This window comes from Nocardioides sp., from assembly GCF_035703625.1.
GTDB lineage: Bacteria > Actinomycetota > Actinomycetes > Propionibacteriales > Nocardioidaceae > Nocardioides.
Genome location: NZ_DASSXS010000231.1, coordinates 1 through 15,550, shown reverse-complemented (window position 1 = coordinate 15,550; position 15,550 = coordinate 1). Strand labels below are relative to the sequence as shown.

Annotated in this window: 16 protein-coding genes and 1 tRNA gene; 12 read left to right on the top strand and 5 right to left on the bottom strand. The window is 71.4% G+C overall.

Annotated features, from left to right (window positions below; all coding sequences use genetic code 11):
• The 11 genes from VFN12_RS11920 to VFN12_RS11870 all read left to right on the top strand — a co-directional run.
• A partial coding sequence (locus VFN12_RS11920) for an AMP-binding protein (RefSeq protein WP_325118909.1) occupies window positions 1–1,368 on the top strand: 1,368 nt, incomplete at its 5' end.
• Window positions 1,365–1,838 carry a peroxiredoxin gene (locus VFN12_RS11915; protein WP_325118907.1) on the top strand — a complete coding sequence of 158 codons (474 nt, stop codon included), beginning with the start codon at window positions 1,365–1,367 and terminating at the stop codon, window positions 1,836–1,838. The genes VFN12_RS11920 and VFN12_RS11915, both read left to right, overlap by 4 nt.
• 236 nt (window positions 1,839–2,074) lie before the next feature.
• Window positions 2,075–2,146 (top strand) — tRNA-Val (locus VFN12_RS11910).
• A 151-nt stretch (window positions 2,147–2,297) separates the two neighbouring features.
• Window positions 2,298–4,580: an HAD-IB family hydrolase gene (locus VFN12_RS11905; protein ID WP_325118906.1), complete on the top strand. Its 2,283-nt coding sequence runs from the start codon at window positions 2,298–2,300 to the stop codon at window positions 4,578–4,580.
• The gene (locus VFN12_RS11900; RefSeq protein ID WP_325118905.1) at window positions 4,577–5,785 is read left to right on the top strand and encodes a zinc-dependent alcohol dehydrogenase; all 1,209 of its coding nucleotides are present in this window, start codon (window positions 4,577–4,579) and stop codon (window positions 5,783–5,785) included. Before VFN12_RS11905 ends, VFN12_RS11900 begins: the two co-directional genes overlap by 4 nt.
• A 91-nt stretch (window positions 5,786–5,876) precedes the next feature.
• On the top strand, window positions 5,877–7,466 hold the full coding sequence (locus VFN12_RS11895) for a lactate racemase domain-containing protein (protein WP_325118904.1): 1,590 nt from the start codon (window positions 5,877–5,879) through the stop codon (window positions 7,464–7,466).
• 2 nt (window positions 7,467–7,468) lie between these two features.
• Window positions 7,469–8,395 (top strand): lysophospholipid acyltransferase family protein, encoded by a 927-nt coding sequence (locus tag VFN12_RS11890; RefSeq protein ID WP_325118903.1) that lies wholly within the window; start codon window positions 7,469–7,471, stop codon window positions 8,393–8,395.
• A gap of 12 nt (window positions 8,396–8,407) precedes the next feature.
• Window positions 8,408–8,830: a nitroreductase/quinone reductase family protein gene (locus VFN12_RS11885; protein WP_325118902.1), complete on the top strand. Its 423-nt coding sequence runs from the start codon at window positions 8,408–8,410 to the stop codon at window positions 8,828–8,830.
• A 119-nt stretch (window positions 8,831–8,949) separates the two neighbouring features.
• A complete protein-coding gene (locus tag VFN12_RS11880) occupies window positions 8,950–9,264 on the top strand; it encodes a gas vesicle protein K (protein WP_325118901.1) in 315 nt (104 codons plus the stop codon).
• Window positions 9,265–9,353: 89 nt separating this feature from the next.
• Window positions 9,354–9,860 carry a hypothetical protein gene (locus tag VFN12_RS11875; protein WP_325118900.1) on the top strand — a complete coding sequence of 169 codons (507 nt, stop codon included), beginning with the start codon at window positions 9,354–9,356 and terminating at the stop codon, window positions 9,858–9,860.
• Between the two features lie 155 nt (window positions 9,861–10,015).
• Window positions 10,016–10,897: a serine/threonine-protein kinase gene (locus VFN12_RS11870; protein WP_325118899.1), complete on the top strand. Its 882-nt coding sequence runs from the start codon at window positions 10,016–10,018 to the stop codon at window positions 10,895–10,897.
• A 30-nt stretch (window positions 10,898–10,927) separates the two neighbouring features.
• Here VFN12_RS11870 and VFN12_RS11865 read toward each other — a convergent pair whose 3' ends face one another.
• The 5 genes from VFN12_RS11865 to VFN12_RS11845 form a co-directional block, all read right to left on the bottom strand.
• Window positions 10,928–11,488 carry a TOPRIM nucleotidyl transferase/hydrolase domain-containing protein gene (locus VFN12_RS11865; protein WP_325118898.1) on the bottom strand — a complete coding sequence of 187 codons (561 nt, stop codon included), beginning with the start codon at window positions 11,486–11,488 and terminating at the stop codon, window positions 10,928–10,930.
• A 72-nt stretch (window positions 11,489–11,560) separates the two neighbouring features.
• Window positions 11,561–12,112 carry an AAA family ATPase gene (locus tag VFN12_RS11860; RefSeq protein ID WP_325118897.1) on the bottom strand — a complete coding sequence of 184 codons (552 nt, stop codon included), beginning with the start codon at window positions 12,110–12,112 and terminating at the stop codon, window positions 11,561–11,563.
• Between the two features lie 155 nt (window positions 12,113–12,267).
• On the bottom strand, window positions 12,268–12,936 hold the full coding sequence (locus VFN12_RS11855) for a response regulator transcription factor (protein WP_325118896.1): 669 nt from the start codon (window positions 12,934–12,936) through the stop codon (window positions 12,268–12,270).
• On the bottom strand, window positions 12,921–14,357 hold the full coding sequence (locus VFN12_RS11850) for a HAMP domain-containing sensor histidine kinase (RefSeq protein ID WP_325118895.1): 1,437 nt from the start codon (window positions 14,355–14,357) through the stop codon (window positions 12,921–12,923). Before VFN12_RS11850 ends, VFN12_RS11855 begins: the two co-directional genes overlap by 16 nt.
• A gap of 46 nt (window positions 14,358–14,403) precedes the next feature.
• Window positions 14,404–14,775 (bottom strand): hypothetical protein, encoded by a 372-nt coding sequence (locus tag VFN12_RS11845; protein WP_325118894.1) that lies wholly within the window; start codon window positions 14,773–14,775, stop codon window positions 14,404–14,406.
• A 110-nt stretch (window positions 14,776–14,885) separates the two neighbouring features.
• On the opposite strand from VFN12_RS11845, the gene VFN12_RS11840 reads away from it, so the two are divergent.
• A partial coding sequence (locus VFN12_RS11840) for an AMP-binding protein (RefSeq protein ID WP_325118893.1) occupies window positions 14,886–15,550 on the top strand: 665 nt, incomplete at its 3' end.

Below are 15,550 nucleotides of genomic sequence, written 5' to 3'. Positions count from 1 at the left end.
CTCGCCCACGCCCTGGCCGAGCGTGGGGTCGGCGAGGGTGACTCGGTGGCCCTGATGTGCCGCAACCACCGTGGCTTCGTCGACGCCACGATCGCGGCGTCCAAGCTCGGAGCAGACCTGCTCTACCTCAACACCGCCTTCGCGGGCCCCCAGCTGGTCGACGTGCTCGAGCGCGAGGACCCCACCGTGGTCATCCACGACGAGGAGTTCACCGACCTGCTGGCCGAGGCGTCCGTCGAGAGCCGGCTCGTGGCCTGGGCGGACTCCGACGACCACGACGAGACGGTCGAGTCGCTGATCGGGTCCCACCCCACCGACGACCTCAGCCCCCCGGACCACCACACGCGGATCGTGATCCTCACCTCCGGCACGACGGGTACGCCCAAGGGTGCCCCGCGCAACGAGGCCGGTATCGAGGCGGCCGTGTCGATGCTGTCGCGGCTGCCGCTGCGCTACGGCTGGCGCACCCACATCGCCGCGCCGCTGTTCCACACGTGGGGGTTCGCCCACCTCGCGATGGGGATGCTGCTCGGCTCGACCGTGGTCCTGCGCCGCAAGTTCGACCCGGAAGGCTGCCTGCAGGCGATCGAGGACGAGAAGTGCGACTCCCTGGTCGTGATCCCGGTGATGCTGCAGCGGATCATGCAGCTGCCGCAGGAGGTCCTCGACAAGCACGACCTCGCGACGGTCAAGTGCGTGGCGGCCTCGGGATCGGCCCTGTCGGGTGACCTGGCCACCGACTGGATGGACTCCTTCGGCGACAACCTCTACAACATCTACGGCTCGACCGAGGTCGCCTACGCGTCGATCGCCGATCCGGTCGACCTCCGAGAGGCGCCCTCGTCGGCCGGCAAGCCGCCGTACGGCACGGTGGTGAAGGTCCTCGACGACGACGGCAAGCCGGTGCCCGACGGTGAGTCGGGCCGCATCTTCGTCGGCAACAGCCTGCTCTTCGAGGGCTACACCGGAGGTGGCCACAAGGAGGTCGTCGACGGGCTGATGTCCTCCGGCGACGTCGGCAGGTTCGGGGAGGACGGTCGGCTCTACGTCGAGGGCCGCGACGACGAGATGATCGTCTCCGGCGGCGAGAACGTCTTCCCCAAGGAGGTCGAGGACTGCCTCGCCCGGCACGACTCCGTCGTCGACGTCGCCGCCATCGGCGTCGACGACGACGACTTCGGCAAGCGACTCAAGGCGTTCGTGGTCGTGGGCAACGGCGCCAAGGGCTCCGAGGACGAGCTGAAGGACTGGGTCAAGCAGAACCTCGCTCGCTACAAGGTGCCGCGCGAGATCGTGTTCCTCGACGAGCTCCCGCGCAACTCGACCGGCAAGGTCCTCAAGCGCGAGCTCGCCGAAAAGGAGTCATGACCACCGCGCCCGGTCTGGCCCTCGGCAGTCCCGCCCCTGACTTCACCCTGCGCGACCAGTTCGGGCAGGACGTGACGCTGTCGGCGTTCCGCGGGTCCAAGGCCGTGGCGCTGGTGTTCTACCCCTACGCGTTCTCCGGGGTCTGCACGGGCGAGATGTCCGGCATCCGCGACCGGCTGGAGGAGTTCCTCACCTTCGACACCGAGGTCCTGGCCATCTCCTGCGACCCGGTGTACGCGCTCCGGGCGTTCGCGGACTCCGACGGGCTCAACTTCCCCCTGCTCTCGGACTTCTGGCCCCACGGTGAGGTGACTCGCCAGTACGCCGTCTTCGACGAGGCCAGGGGGTGTCCGACGCGGTCGTCGTACGTCATCGACAAGGAGGGGCTCGTGCGGTGGGCGGTGCACAACGAGGGTTCCCGACAGCGGGACCTGGGGGAGCACCTGGCCCAGCTCGAGGCCCTGGCCTAGACGTTTTTCCTAAGGTTTTCTCAAGAAGGTTCCGCGCGGGCCACTGAACTGTCTATGGTTCTCATGTCGAGCCGCTGGTGACCCGAGACGCCAGCGGCTCGACTTTTCTTATTTTGGGGCCCGTCCCGTGGCCGGTGCCGACCACCATCCGCCCCGCGGCGCCTCCCGCTGCGGCCGGCAGCCGCTCGCGTAGTCTGTGGCCCGCTTTCCCGCCAGCTCCCACCGGGGCCAGGCGCGGGCGCATAGCTCAGCGGTAGAGCGCTTCCCTTACAAGGAAGATGTCACAGGTTCGATCCCTGTTGCGCCCACGGCACTCCGCCCGCGACAGGCCCTCGAGGCCGACCGGGCGCCCCGATCCAGCCTCCGGCCCGGGTGGCCACCACGGATGCCCCCCGCGTGCCCCTTGCCAACGCCCATGCAGAATCGCCATCGTGGGGCACCGACCGGGAGGGACACCACATGGCGGACGGCGTGAGCATCGCCCAGCGGCTCGAGGGGCAGCGGATCCTGCTCACCGGCGCCACCGGATTCGTCGGCGAGGCGCTGCTGCACCTGCTGCTCGGCGAGGTGCCGGGCGCCCACGTGACGCTGCTGGTGCGGGCGAAGGGGTCGACGTCGGCCGAGCAGCGGGTCCGGACCCTCCTGGGCAAGCCGGTGTTCACCGACCTCCTCGAGAGCGGCGGCGGGCTCGACGTCCTCATGGACACCCGGGTGCGGGTGCTCGAAGGGGACCTCTCCGCACCTCCAGCCCTGCCGCACGACCTCGACGCCGTCGTGCACTGCGCCGGTGACGTCAGCTTCGACCCGCCGGTCGACGAAGGGTTCCGCACCAACGTGGTCGGCACGCGGGAGCTGCTGGCCCGGGTCCGCGAGCTCGGCCCGCACGTCCACTACGTCCACATCTCCACCGCGTACGTCGCCGGCCGGCGCCGGGGCAGCATCCCGGAGGGTCCGGTGCCGCACGACGCCGACCTCGAGGCCGAGCTGCGCTGGGGGCTGGCCCAGCGCGAGGCGGTCGAGCACAGGTCCCGGAGCGCCGACGTCCTCGTGTCCGAGCGCAAGCGCGCCGAGAAGCAGCACGGCCGGGCCGGGCTGCTGACCGCGGCGGGAGCCACGGAGGCGGCGCGTCGGGAGTGGGTCAAGGACGAGCTGGTGCGGATCGGCACCGAGCGGGCGCGCAGTCTCGGCTGGACCGACTGCTACACGTTCACCAAGGCGCTGGGTGAGCGGGTGGTCGAGCAGCACGCCCGCGACAACCCGGTGTCCATCGTGCGCCCGAGCATCATCGAGTCCGCCCTCGCGCGCCCTCACGTGGGATGGATCGAGGGCTTCAAGATGGCCGAGCCGCTGATCCTGGCCTACGGCCGGGGCGAGCTGCCCGAGTTCCCCGCCGCGGCCGACACGATCGTCGACATCGTGCCCGTCGACCAGGTCGTGTCGGCGATCGTGGCGGTCCTCGCCAGCCCGCCGCCGGCCGGTGAGCCGGCGTACTTCCACGTCTCCTCCGGGGACCGCAACCCGCTCACCTTCCGGGTGCTCTACGACAGCGTCCGCGGCTACTTCGACGAGCACCCCTTCGTCGCCGGCGAGCGGGGCGCGGCCCGGCTGCCGGACTGGCGGTTCCCCGGGGCACAGGCGGTCGAGCGGCTGCTCACCACGAGCGAGCGCGCCCACAAGGTGGCCGACTGGGTCATCGGCCACGCTCCCCGGAGCGACCGGACCCGCGACCTGGCACGCAAGCTCGACCAGCAGGGGCGCCGACTGGAGTTCCTGCGGCGCTACCTCGGCCTCTACCAGGAGTACGCCCAGGCCGAGCTGCGCTTCTCCGACGCCAACACGCTCGCGCTGTTCCGGTCGCTCGACCCGCAGGACCGGGAGCGGTTCGCCTTCGACACCTCCGTCATCGACTGGGTCCACTACCTGCAGGAGGTGCACTGCCCCGCGGTGACCGAGCCGATCCGCCAGATGGACGAGCTGCGGCGGGGCCGGACCCGCCCACCGGCCGGGGTCCTCAAGGAGGTCGAGCCCGCGAACGACGGGGTCGCCGCCTTCTTCGACATGGACGGGACCCTGCTCTCGTCCAACGTCATCGAGACCTACCTGTGGATGCGGCTGCGCGAGCTGTCCGGAGGCGAGCGGTTCGCCGAGCTCGGACGCATCGCCGCCCGGGTGCCGGGCCTGGTGCGTGCCGAGCGCAAGGAGCGCAGTGCGTTCCTGCGCTCGGTCTACCGCGAGTACGCCGGCGCCCGGCTCGCCGACCTCGACGCGGTCGCCGACTCCGAGCTCTCCGACCACGTGCTCGCGCGCCTCGCGCCGGCCGCCGTACGCCGGATCCGGGAGCACCGCGCCGCGGGGCACCGGACGGTCCTGATCACGGGTGCGATCCGTCCGCTCACGAGGCCGCTGCTGCCGCTGTTCGACCACATCGAGGCGGCCGACCTGGCCGTCGACGACCGCGGCGTGTGCACCGGCCACCTGCAGGCGTCGCCGCTGGTGGGGGAGTCCCGAGCCGCGTGGATGCGGCAGTGGGCCTCCGACCACGGCATCGACCTGGCGAGGTCCTACGGGTACGCCGACTCGCACTCCGACCTGCCCCTGCTGGAGGCGGTCGGGAAGCCGGTGTCGGTGAGGCCGGACGTGCCCCTGTTCCGCCACGCGCGGCGCCACCGCTGGCCGATCGTCGACTGGAGCAGCTCGGCCGCGACCGCCCGCACCCTCAACCCGGCCGGAAGCGGACGATGATGCTCGCACTGGAGATGTTCCGCTCCCTGCCGAGGCACGCCGCCGGACGCGTGGTCGGCGGGCGGATGCCCGGGGTGCTCTCGGGCTTCGCGGCGCCGCTGCGGCTGGTGACCATCGACGAACCCCGGGTCGACCGCCCCGGCTGGGCGCGGTTGAGGACCCGGCTCTCGGGCATCTGCGGCTCCGACCTGGGGGCACTGTCGGGACGCACCAGCCTGTACTTCTCCGCGGTCGTCTCGATGCCGTTCGTCCCGGGCCACGAGGTGGTCGCCGAGCTCCTCGACGACTGCGAGGACCTGCCCGCGGGCACCCGCGTCACCGTCGACCCGGTGCTCACCTGCGCCGCCCGTGGTGTCGACTCCTGCGGGGCCTGTGCGGCCGGGGCCACCAACCGGTGCAGCCGGATCACCGTGGGCCACCTCGCCCCCGGCCTCCAGACGGGCTTCTGCAAGGACACCGGCGGGGGCTGGGGCCAGCAGCTCGCCGCCCATCGCAGCCAGCTGCACGTCGTACCGGAGGGCTACTCCGACGAGCAGGCGATCCTGATCGAGCCGGTGGCCTGTGCCGTGCACACGGCGCTCTCCGCGCGCGTCGGGGACAACGACCGGGTCCTGGTCAGCGGGGCAGGGTCGGTCGGCCTGTTCACCACCCTCGCCCTGCGCCAGCTCACCCCGGCGGGCGAGATCACCGTGGTCGCCAAGCACACCCACCAGCGCGAGCTCGCGCTCGACCTGGGAGCCACGGAGGTGGTCACGCCGGGGGAGGTGCTGAGGCGGGTACGCCGGTCGACCGGCGCCTTCCAGGTGAAGCCGGAGTACGGCTCGCCCTACCTGCTGGGCGGGGTCGACGTCGCCGTCGACGCGGTCGGGAGCAAGCAGTCGCTGGAGACCGCACTGCACGCCACCCGCGCCGGCGGACGCGTCGTGCTCTCCGGGATGCCGGCCGGTGCCGACCTCTCCGCGGCCTGGTTCCGCGAGCTCGAGGTCGTCGGCTCCTACGCCTCGGCCCAGCGCGAGCCTCGCGGCGAGGGACGAGGCGCCTTCGACCTGGCGACCGGGCTGGTCGCCGCGGATCCCGTCGCTCAGCTGGCCAAGACCGTCGCCAGCTATCCGCTGCACCGCTGGCGGGAGGCGCTGGACCACGCGCACTCCGCCGGCCGGCTCGGCACCGTGAAGGTGGCCTTCGACCCAAGGAGTTCAAGATGAGTCCCCGATCAGGCCCTGCCCAGAGTTCCGGGGTTTCGACGACGCTCGCTGACGCTCGCTGCTCAACCACCGACGACGCAAGGAGCAGTAAATGAGTCGCCCTGGTTTCGTCCTCGAGGTCGACGACCGCACCCCACCCCTCGTGGTCCACGAGGGACAGGGCTTCCGGCTCGAGGAGTTCCCGCTCGGGACCCGGGTGATCTACCCGCCGGAGTCGGTGCCGACGGTGCCCGACGTCGAGGAGGCGATCCTCGACGCGTTGCTCCACCCGGTCGACTCCGATCCGCTGCCGGCCCTGCTGCGGCCGGGCATGCGGCTGACCATCGCGTTCGACGACCTGTCGCTGCCGCTGCCGAGCATGCGCAGGCCCGACATCCGCCAGCGGATCATCGAGCAGGTGCTGACGATGGCGGCCGAGGCGGGCGTCGACGACGTCGAGCTGATCGCCGCCAACGCGCTGCACCGCCGGATGACCGACGCCGAGCTCAAGCACATCGTCGGTGAGCGGGTGTTCCGGTCGTTCCACCCGCAGGGGCTGCTCACCAACCACGATGCCGAGGACCACGACAACCTGCTCCACGTCGGGCTGACAGACCGCGGCGAGGACGTCGAGATCAACCGTCGGGCGGCCGAGTCCGACCTCCTGGTCTACGTCAACGTCAACCTCGTGGCGATGGACGGTGGGCACAAGTCGGTGCCGATCGGCCTGGCGTCCTACAAGTCGCTGCGCCACCACCACAACGCGCGGACCATGGTCAGGTCCCACTCGTTCATGGACCACAAGGCCTCCCATCTGCACCACTCGGCGTGGCGGATGGGCCGGCTCCTCAAGGACCACCTCAAGGTCTTCCAGATCGAGACCACCCTCGACAACAACGTGTTCCCCTCGCCCTACGGCTTCCTGATGAAGCGCGAGTGGGAGTGGTCGGTCAAGGACCAGGGGTCGATGCTGGCCGCCCGGCGGGGTCTCGCGATGGCCCCGGGGCGGTTGCGCCACAAGATGTTCCACGACATCCGGTCGCCCTACGGCCTGACCGGCATCAACGCCGGTGACACCGAGGCGGTGCACGACCGGACGATCGCCGCGGTGCACCGGCAGCAGCTCGTCGAGGTCCAGGGGCAGTCCGACGTGCTGGTGATGGGGGTCCCCTACCTCGGGCCCTACAACGTGAACTCGACCATGAACCCGATCCTCGCGACGTGCGTGGGCCTGGGCTACCTGTTCAACTCCTACGTCGGCCAGCCCGTCGTGCGCCGTGGGGGAGCGGTGATCCTCTACCACCCGCTCAACGAGGGGTTCAACCAGCTCCACCACCCGTCGTACGTCGACTTCTACGAGGAGGTCCTCGCGGAGTCGACCGACCCGGCGGTCGTGGGCGAGAAGTACGAGCAGCAGTTCGCCGAGGACCCGTGGTACATCCACCTCTACCGGACCTCGCACGCCTACCACGGCGTCCACCCGTTCTACATGTGGTACTGGGCGGCGCACGCGATGGACCACGTCGACGAGGTGATCTGGGTGGGTGGGGACCGGCGGGTCGCCTCCCGGCTCGGGTTCCGGGCGGCGACGACGCTGGCGGACGCGCTCGAGATGGCGTCGGGCACGGTGGGCAGCAACCCGTCGATCACCTACCTCCACAACCCGCCCCACCTGCTGGCCGACGTGCGGGGCGGTGACTGACCGTGCCGATCGTCAGGGACGGGATCGAGGACGTCCGCAAGGTGGCCCGAGGGTGGCGCTGGGGTCGGCGGCCGCAGGTGCCGCGTTCGGCGGAGCCGTGGGTGCCACCGGCGAGGTCGACGGTGTTCCCGACCGACTGGTCGCGGCGCCGTCCCGCGCAGGTGGCCCGCGAGGTGGCCCAGAAGGCCGGCCTCGAACCCGTCTTCCGCTCCCAGGTGCGCACCCGCGTGGAGGGTCTCGACGCCCTCTCCCGCATCGAGGGCCCCGTGATCTTCGTGGCCAACCACGCGTCCCATCTCGACACCCCGCTGATCCTGCTGTCGCTGCCCGACGAGTGGCGGCGGCGTACCGCCGTGGCGGCGGCGGCCGACTACTTCTTCGACACCTGGTGGCGGGCCGTGGGCTCGGTGCTGCTCTTCAACACCTTCCCGATCGACCGCCGGGGCGGCTCGATGTCGGCCACCCCGGGTGAGGTGCTGGCCGAGGGCTGGAGCCTGGTGATCTTCCCCGAGGGCACCCGCTCGAAGGACGGGTGGGTCGGCCGGTTCCGGATGGGGGCGGCGTACCTCGCCTGCGAGCACGACGTGCCGGTCGTGCCCATCGCCCACCGCGGCACGTTCGCCGCGATGCCGCGAGGTCAGGGCTGGCCGAGCCCGGGACGGCGACAGCTCACGGTGCGGTTCGGAGACCCCCTCCGCCCGCGGGAGGGCGAGTCGCCGCGCAGCTTCGCGCCACGGGTCAAGGACGCCGTGGCCGCGCTCCTCGACGAGGAGCGCTCCACCTGGTGGGAGGCGCGCCGGCGGGCGGCAGCGGGAGAGACGCCCGACCCGGCCGGCCCCGCGATCGCGCAGTGGCGCCGGGTGTGGGCCCAGACCGAGTCGCCCGACCCCGAACCGACGTCGTCGCGCCTCGCCGCGTGGCGCCGCTGACCTGGCCGCGGGGTGGACAAGTTCCGGGTCGTGCGCTTCGCGCAGCGCCGGCTGATGAACCCGGTGGTCCGGGGCACGCTGGCCCGGGGCTGGCGGATCCCCGGCTACGCCCTGCTCGAGACCACCGGGCGCAAGAGTGGTCTGCCGCGGCGTACACCGGTCGGTGACGGCCTCGACGGCGACGTCTTCTGGATCGTGGCCGAGCACGGCCGGCGCGCCGACTATGTCCGCAACATCGAGGCCGACGGCAGGGTGCGGGTGCTGGTGCGCGGGCGGTGGCGGCCCGGCACGGCCGTGCCGCTGTACGACGACGATCCCCGCGAGCGGCAGCGGACGCTCGGGCGACACCGCCCGGGCCGCAGGCTCAACGACCTCGCGGTGCGCTCGTTCGGGACCGATCTGCTCACGGTGCGGATCGAGCTGGATCCGGCATGAGAGTCTGGTCCAGACAACCGCGTGTTTGGATCGGTCGGGTAGACAATGCCCGGCCGGTTTCGCAGCCGGCCGCCCCGGCACACGCGACGGGCGCGTCGTGTCACGGAGGAGGGTGAGCGTTGAACGAGGAGCGACCGGACCTGGTGACCGGACTCACGGCCGATCTGGAGCGCACTGACCGGGACCTGTTCCGGCTGGTGCTGACCGTGGTCGACCTGTCGCGGCAGCTGATGGAGAAGCAGGTCGCCCGCGACTCGGGCGAGCTCACCGAGCAGCAGGGTGACGCACTCGCGCTGGCCCTCGAGCGGCTGGAGGAGGCGATGGAGGGGTTCCGGCGCCACTACGGGCTGCCCATCAGCGACCTCGACATGGACCTCGACAGCCTGGCGCGGCCGGTCCCGGAGGATGGTTCCCGCAGGGGACAGGGTCGTTGATGAGAGCTCTCTCATCCAGCGCTCATGGGGGCCTCACCCCGCGCTGACAACGTCTCTCCTCAGGAAGCAACCTTCGTGAGGAGAAGACCATGAGTCCCAACGTTTTGCAGATCGGCACCTTGAGCCTCGCGGGGATGGTCACCACGGCGTTGTTCGTGGTGCCAATGGTGGGAGACAACGTCGCCGAGAAGGACGCGGTGAAGCGTGACGACGACGTACCTGCCGTCGTGCTGGCCGCGAGCGACGACGACAACGACGACGACGGCATCGGCAACAGGTTCACCGCAGGAACCAACAACGACGCGGCGACCGCCGGGACCAACACCAACACGGGCACCGGCGGCGTCAGCACGGCCGGGACCGACACGGGCACCGGGGATGACGGAGTCGACAACTCCGGACCCGGCAACGCCGAGCACGACAACTCCGGCCCGAGCGCGCGCTCCGGGCACGACGGTGTCGACAACTCCGGCCCGAGCGGTGACGACGACCCGATGGACGACGACTCGGGCTCTGGCCACTCCGGTGGCGACGACTCCGGTGGCGACGACTCCGGTGGCGACGACTCGGGCGGCGACAACTCCGGTCGCGGCTGAGCACAGACCCGCGAGTTCGCCGGGCTGATCCGCCACCGCTTCGGGCCTTCGACCGTCCCCCGAGCAGGCCGATCGGATCGAGTGGGTCAGCCCGGCCCCCTCGCCTCACACCAGCACGCACGGCCGGGCTGACCGGCAGGCACCGGAGGTCGACCATGAGCAGCACCCAGGACAGCTGGCACCTCGCCGAGGGCGACCAGATCACCGCCGAGCTGACCGCGATGCGCCTGCTGGGTGGCGGCTCGTCCTACGAGGCCTACCTGGCCTTCGACCAGATCACGTTCTCGCCCGTGGTCGTCAAGGTCATCCGGCCCGGTCGGATCCACGACCAGGGCGCCCTCCGGGGGCTGCGCCGCGAGGTGGCGTCGCTGGCCGGCATCAACCACCCGGTCGTCGTGCGCGGCCTGCGGCACGAGCTCGAGGGGGAACGGCCCCACATCGTGCTCGAGCACATCGACGGCCCCCGGCTCTCGACCCTGATCCGTCGGCACGGGCCGCTGCAGGAACAGCAGTACCTGCCACTCGCGATCGACGTGGCGGCGGCGCTGCACTACTTCCGGTACCTCGACTACGTGCACCTGGACATCAAGCCCAGCAACATCATCATGGGTGCTCCGGCGCGGCTGATCGACCTCTCCGTGGCCCGCACGGCGAGCGAGGCTGCGGAGCTGACCCGCCACATCGGCACCGACCAGTACATGAGCCCCGAGCAGTGCGCGCCGCAGCGGATGGGCCACCCCGGCGTCGAGAGCGACGTGTGGGGGCTGGGAGCGACCCTCTTCGAGGCCGTCGCCGGGTATCGCCCCTTCGACGACGGCGATCGCCACGCGGGCGACCCGCAGGCACGTTTCCCCCAGTTGGTCGAGCCGCCGTACGAGCTGCCCGACCGCGTGCCTGCCGAGGTCGCCAAGGTCGTGTACGGCGCCCTCGAGGCCGACCCCGCAGACCGGCCGCTGCCCCACGAGATCGCGACCGCGCTCGAGCCGGTGCTGGCCGCGCAGCCGGTCGGGAAGCTGACCTTCAAGGTCCGCGGATAGCCCGTCGGGGGGCGGTGAGCCAGCACCGCCTCAGACCCGGGCGAGCACGGCCGACAGGGGTTCGGGCGCCAGGTCGGGGTCCAGCGCCTCCACGAGCAGCGCGGCGTAGCGCGCCTTCCGGCCGGACCTGGCCCCGAGGAACCGCCGCAGCACGGCCCCCCGGGGCCAGCCCCGCTGGGCGGGCATGCCGGCCAGGAGCCGGAGCGAGCGGCTCTCGCCGGCGGTCTCGATCACGGCTTCGACGCGCTCGACGCCGAGTGCCCGGATGAGCTCGTCCTCCAGGTCGGCCGAACACCTGTGGAAGCCGAGACCCGACGGCCCGCGCCGTTCCAGCGCCGCGGCGAGCCCCGCGGCCGCCAGCCCGTGCCGGACCCGAGCCTCGTCGCCGGCGTCGTACAGCCCGGCCAGCGGGAGGCCGAGCCCGAGTGGTCCGTAGTGGGAGGCGAAGGCCCGCGTGTTGGTGATGCCGCCCATGGGCACGACCTCGATGCCCTCGGACGCGAGATCTCGCCCGCGCCGTTCGGCGAGGGTGAGCAGGGCGACCCGGTCGCTGGCTCCCTCGACGAGCACGACGCTGCGGAGCGTTGTCACCTGCCCATTGCGCCGTGCCGCGGAGCCGACGGTCAACCTCTTTCCGGCCATCGGCGCTGTTACGGCGGGGTGTCAGGCGAGTGAGGTGACCAGCCGCCGGTAGGTGGCCTCGATGTCGCCATCGACGCTCTGGACGACCACCGCGCCGGGCCTGCGGTCGAGCAGGTCCTGCAACGCGGAGTGGTGGCGGGCCAGGGCCGTGCCACCGCCGTCGGCGGCCACGATCGCGCGCACCTGGTCGTGCCAGGGGTCCTCCGGATCCGCCGCTCCCCGGCTGTTGAATCGCGCCACCGAGCTCTCGAGGTCGTCCATCAGGAACCGCTCGACGAACCGGGCGCCGGCATCGACGGCGCAGTCCTCGAACCGCGACAGCTCCGCCGGACTGTGCAGCATCTGGGGGAGCACGACGTCATGGCCCTGCCCCAGATAGGCCCCGATCATGGCCAGGGCGGCCGGCCGAACCAGCGCGCCGGCAGCCGCGAAGTCGTCCGACCAGCCGCCGATCAGGGTCCGGAGCACGTCGATGTCGCAGTTGAGGACTCCGGCGTGCTCGTCGACGTACCGCCTGGCCAGGGTGGACTTGCCGATCCCTGGCGGGCCGTTGAGATGGATGAGCCGGGCCACGTGGCGACGCTATCGCCGGCGGCACGGCGAGTGCCTCTGACGGGGCCGCTCGTGGCCGGAGCGCTCCTGGCGGCGGGCGGCAAACCTGGACCTGGCGACGCCGTACTTGAAGGTCCGGTGCATCTGGCCGCAGCCCTGGTAGGACCCGTTCGCGGTCACGACGTGAAGCGGTAGCCCATCCCACGCACGGTCTCGATCCTTCCCGCGCCGAACTTGCGGCGGAGGTAGCCGACGTAGACGTCGACCACGTTGGAGCCGGGGTCGAAGTCGAAGCCCCAGACCTGATCGAGGAGCTGCTCACGGGAGAGCACCTGCCCTGCATTGCGCAGGAACATCTCGGCGAGAGCGAACTCCCGGGCCGAGAGCTCGACCTCCCTCCCTTCGACGGTCGCCCGGTGCGTCCGGAGGTCGAGCCGGACTCCGCCGGTCTCGACGACGTCCTCGCGCGAGCCCGGCTGCTCGCCGGCCTGCCGCAGCCGCAGCCGCACCCGGGCCAGCAGCTCGGCGAACCGGAACGGCTTGGGCATGTAGTCGTCGGCGCCACCCTCCAGGGCGGACACGGTGTCGCTGACCGAGTCTCGCGCGGTCAGCACGATCACCGGGATGCGTGAGCCCTGGGCGCGTAGTGCGTCGAGCAGCTCGAAGCCGTCGAGCCTCGGGAGACCGATGTCGAGCACCACCAGGTCGAAGGCGCCGCTCAGCGCGTGATCGAGCCCCTCCGCGCCGTCGGCAGCGACGGTGGTCCGGTGCCCCTCGGCCTTGAGCCCCTTGGCGACGAACGACGCGATGCGGGCCTCGTCCTCGATGATCAGGATGCTCGCCATGGGTCCCCCGTGGTCGTCGCCCCGGTCGTCGTCCCGGTCGGCTGGTCCGGCTGCAGGGGCAGGCGGATCACGAAACATGCCCCGGTGGGTACGGCGTCCTCGACCGTGACGGTCCCCGCGTGCGCCTCGGCGATCGCGCTGACGATCGAGAGCCCGAGCCCGAACCCCTCGTCGTCCTCGGCCACCTCGCTGCGCGCGAAACGGTCGAAGATGCGCTCGTGATCCCCTGCGGGCACCCCGGGCCCGGTGTCGCGGACCCAGATCCTCGCGCCGTCGGCGTCGACGCTCGAGCCGATCGCGATCTCGTCACCGGCCTCGGTGTGCTTCACGGCGTTGTCGGCCAGCTGGAGCACGGCCTGGGTGATCCGCTGCTCGTCCATCCGGACGACGGCGTCGCCGGCAGCGTCCAGGCGCCAGGCGCGGTCGCCGAGACCCCGCGCCTTGGCCAGCACCGTGCGGGTGAGCGGCTCGAGGTCCACCGGCCGGATCGCCAGGAAGTCGGGCCGTCCGGTCTTGGCGAGCAGGATCAGGTCACCCACCAGCCGCGCCATCCGGTCGAGCTCGTCGAGCAGCAGCGCCCGGGTCTCCGCCACGTCCTGCGGATCCCCCTCGTCGAGCAGCTCGAGGTGCCCGCGCAGGACGGTCAGCGGAGTTCGCAGCTCGTGGCCCGCGTCGTCGAGGAACTGTCGCTGCCCGACGAAGGCGTCCTCGAGCCGCACCAGCATGCCGTTCACGGTACGAGTCAGGGCGGTGATGTCGTCGTTCCCCGTCTCGGGCAGGCGGCGTGAGAGGTCGGTGGCGCTGATCTCCTCCGCCGTGTCCGAGAGCCGTCCGACCGGAGCGAGCAGGCGGCCCGCCTGCCAGGCGGCGAGACCGGTGATGACGATCAGGGAGAGCAGCGCCGTGATCGCGTAGGTGCGGATCAGCTCGTTCAGGCCACGCTGGGCCTCGTCGAGGAACGTGACGATGACCAGGGCACCGGAGGAGTTCCCGCCCTGCACGGGCTGGATGGTGACCATGAGGTCGCCGAACCTGGAGTCGGTGCGGACGGTGCCGCCGCCCTCGAGGTTCCGGTTGACCAGGGCCTTGAACTCCGGATCCTGCGCGAGGGCCTCGCCGTTCGGGGACGGGGACGCCAGGCGCGCCTCACCGTCGACCCACGTCACGAGGAGCTCGTCGTCGCCGGCGACGTTCTGCAGGAGGAACACCTCGAGCAGCCGGTCGATCGAGGCGAAACGGCGACCGCTGTCGGGGTCGACGCCACCTTCGCCGAGCGTGCGGAACTCCGCGATCTCCTGCTCGGCCCGCGCCTGGGCGTCGTTCTCGATCTCGGCAGCACCGAGGGTGTAGATGATCAGACCGGCCCCGGTGAGCGCGAGGGCCACGAGCAGGGCCACGACGACCGTGATCCGGGTACGCACAGAGACGCCCGACCGGCGGGGTCGGGCGTCCTGGGGGGCCGTGGGCTCAGTCGTCGTCGCTCCCCTTGCCGCTGTTGTCGCCGTCGTCGCTGCCGCTGCCCTTGCCGCTGTTGTCGTCGCCGCCGTGGTCGTCGAAGAGGTCGTCCGGCGAGGGCGTGACGACCTCGGGCGAATCGTCGTCGTCCGGGTCATCGTCGCCCCGGTCGTCCCCACGGTCGCCCTTGTGCTCGCTCGGCTTCTCGGTGGGTTTCGCCGACGGTGAGGTGCTGGCCTTGCCAGGCGACCTGGTCTGCTCCTCGACGATGATCGGCGTGTGCTCCTGGGGCTCGTCGGCGGCCGCGACGAGCGACCCGACGACGTACCCCGTCATCGGGAGGATCAGGACGAGGCCGATCACGACCTTCAACGCGATGCCCATGACCACCATGATCCTCCTGCAGGTGGGAAAGCGGTGAGAGTTTGATGAGAGGACTCTCATCCGGCCTCGTCGCGTCACTACAGTGGCGGGCGAGTCACGAGGAGGCACGCATGATCGTTCCGTTCAGCATCTCCGACTTCATCGACCGCGCCGTCGGCGTCTACGGCGAGCGCACCGGGGTCGTCGACGAGCCCGACCAGCCGGCCCCGAGCCTGGGTGAGCTCACGTACGCCGAGATCGGCGCGCTCGCGCGGCGGCAGGCCGCCAAGCTCGACGAGCTGGGCATCGCCGTGGGCGACCGGGTCGCGGTGGTCAGCCACAACAGCGCCCGGCTGCTCACGTCGTTCTTCGGCGTGGCCGGCTCCGGGCGGGTGCTCGTGCCGGTCAACTTCCGGCTCCGTCCCGACGAGGTGTCCTACATCGTCGAGCACTCCGGAGCGCGGGTCCTGCTCGTCGATCCCGAGCTCGACGATGCGCTGGCCGACATCAAGGCGGAGTTCCGTTTCGTCCTCGGCGACGACGACAACCTGTTCGCTCCCGAGGGCACCGAGCCCAGGACCTGGGAGCCGGACGAGAACGCCACGGCGTGCATCAACTACACCTCCGGCACGACGGCCCGGCCCAAGGGCGTCCAGATCACCCACCGCAACATCTGGGTCAACGCGGTGACGTTCGGGCTGCACACCGGCGTCAGCGACCGCGACGTCTACCTGCACACCCTGCCGATGTTCCACGCCAACGGGTGGGGGATGCCCTTCACCATGACCGGGCTCGG

Excerpts from the sequence above, each read along its gene's own strand:
- VFN12_RS11875 (WP_325118900.1), top strand. The coding sequence starts at position 9,354 with ATGAGTCCCAACGTTTTGCAGATCGGCACCTTGAGCCTCGCGGGGATG.
- VFN12_RS11855 (WP_325118896.1), bottom strand. The coding sequence starts at position 12,936 with ATGGCGAGCATCCTGATCATCGAGGACGAGGCCCGCATCGCGTCGTTC.
- VFN12_RS11870 (WP_325118899.1), top strand. The coding sequence starts at position 10,016 with ATGAGCAGCACCCAGGACAGCTGGCACCTCGCCGAGGGCGACCAGATC.
- VFN12_RS11900 (WP_325118905.1), top strand. The coding sequence starts at position 4,577 with ATGATGCTCGCACTGGAGATGTTCCGCTCCCTGCCGAGGCACGCCGCC.
- VFN12_RS11895 (WP_325118904.1), top strand. The coding sequence starts at position 5,877 with ATGAGTCGCCCTGGTTTCGTCCTCGAGGTCGACGACCGCACCCCACCC.
- VFN12_RS11915 (WP_325118907.1), top strand. The coding sequence starts at position 1,365 with ATGACCACCGCGCCCGGTCTGGCCCTCGGCAGTCCCGCCCCTGACTTC.
- VFN12_RS11905 (WP_325118906.1), top strand. The coding sequence starts at position 2,298 with ATGGCGGACGGCGTGAGCATCGCCCAGCGGCTCGAGGGGCAGCGGATC.
- VFN12_RS11845 (WP_325118894.1), bottom strand. The coding sequence starts at position 14,775 with ATGGGCATCGCGTTGAAGGTCGTGATCGGCCTCGTCCTGATCCTCCCG.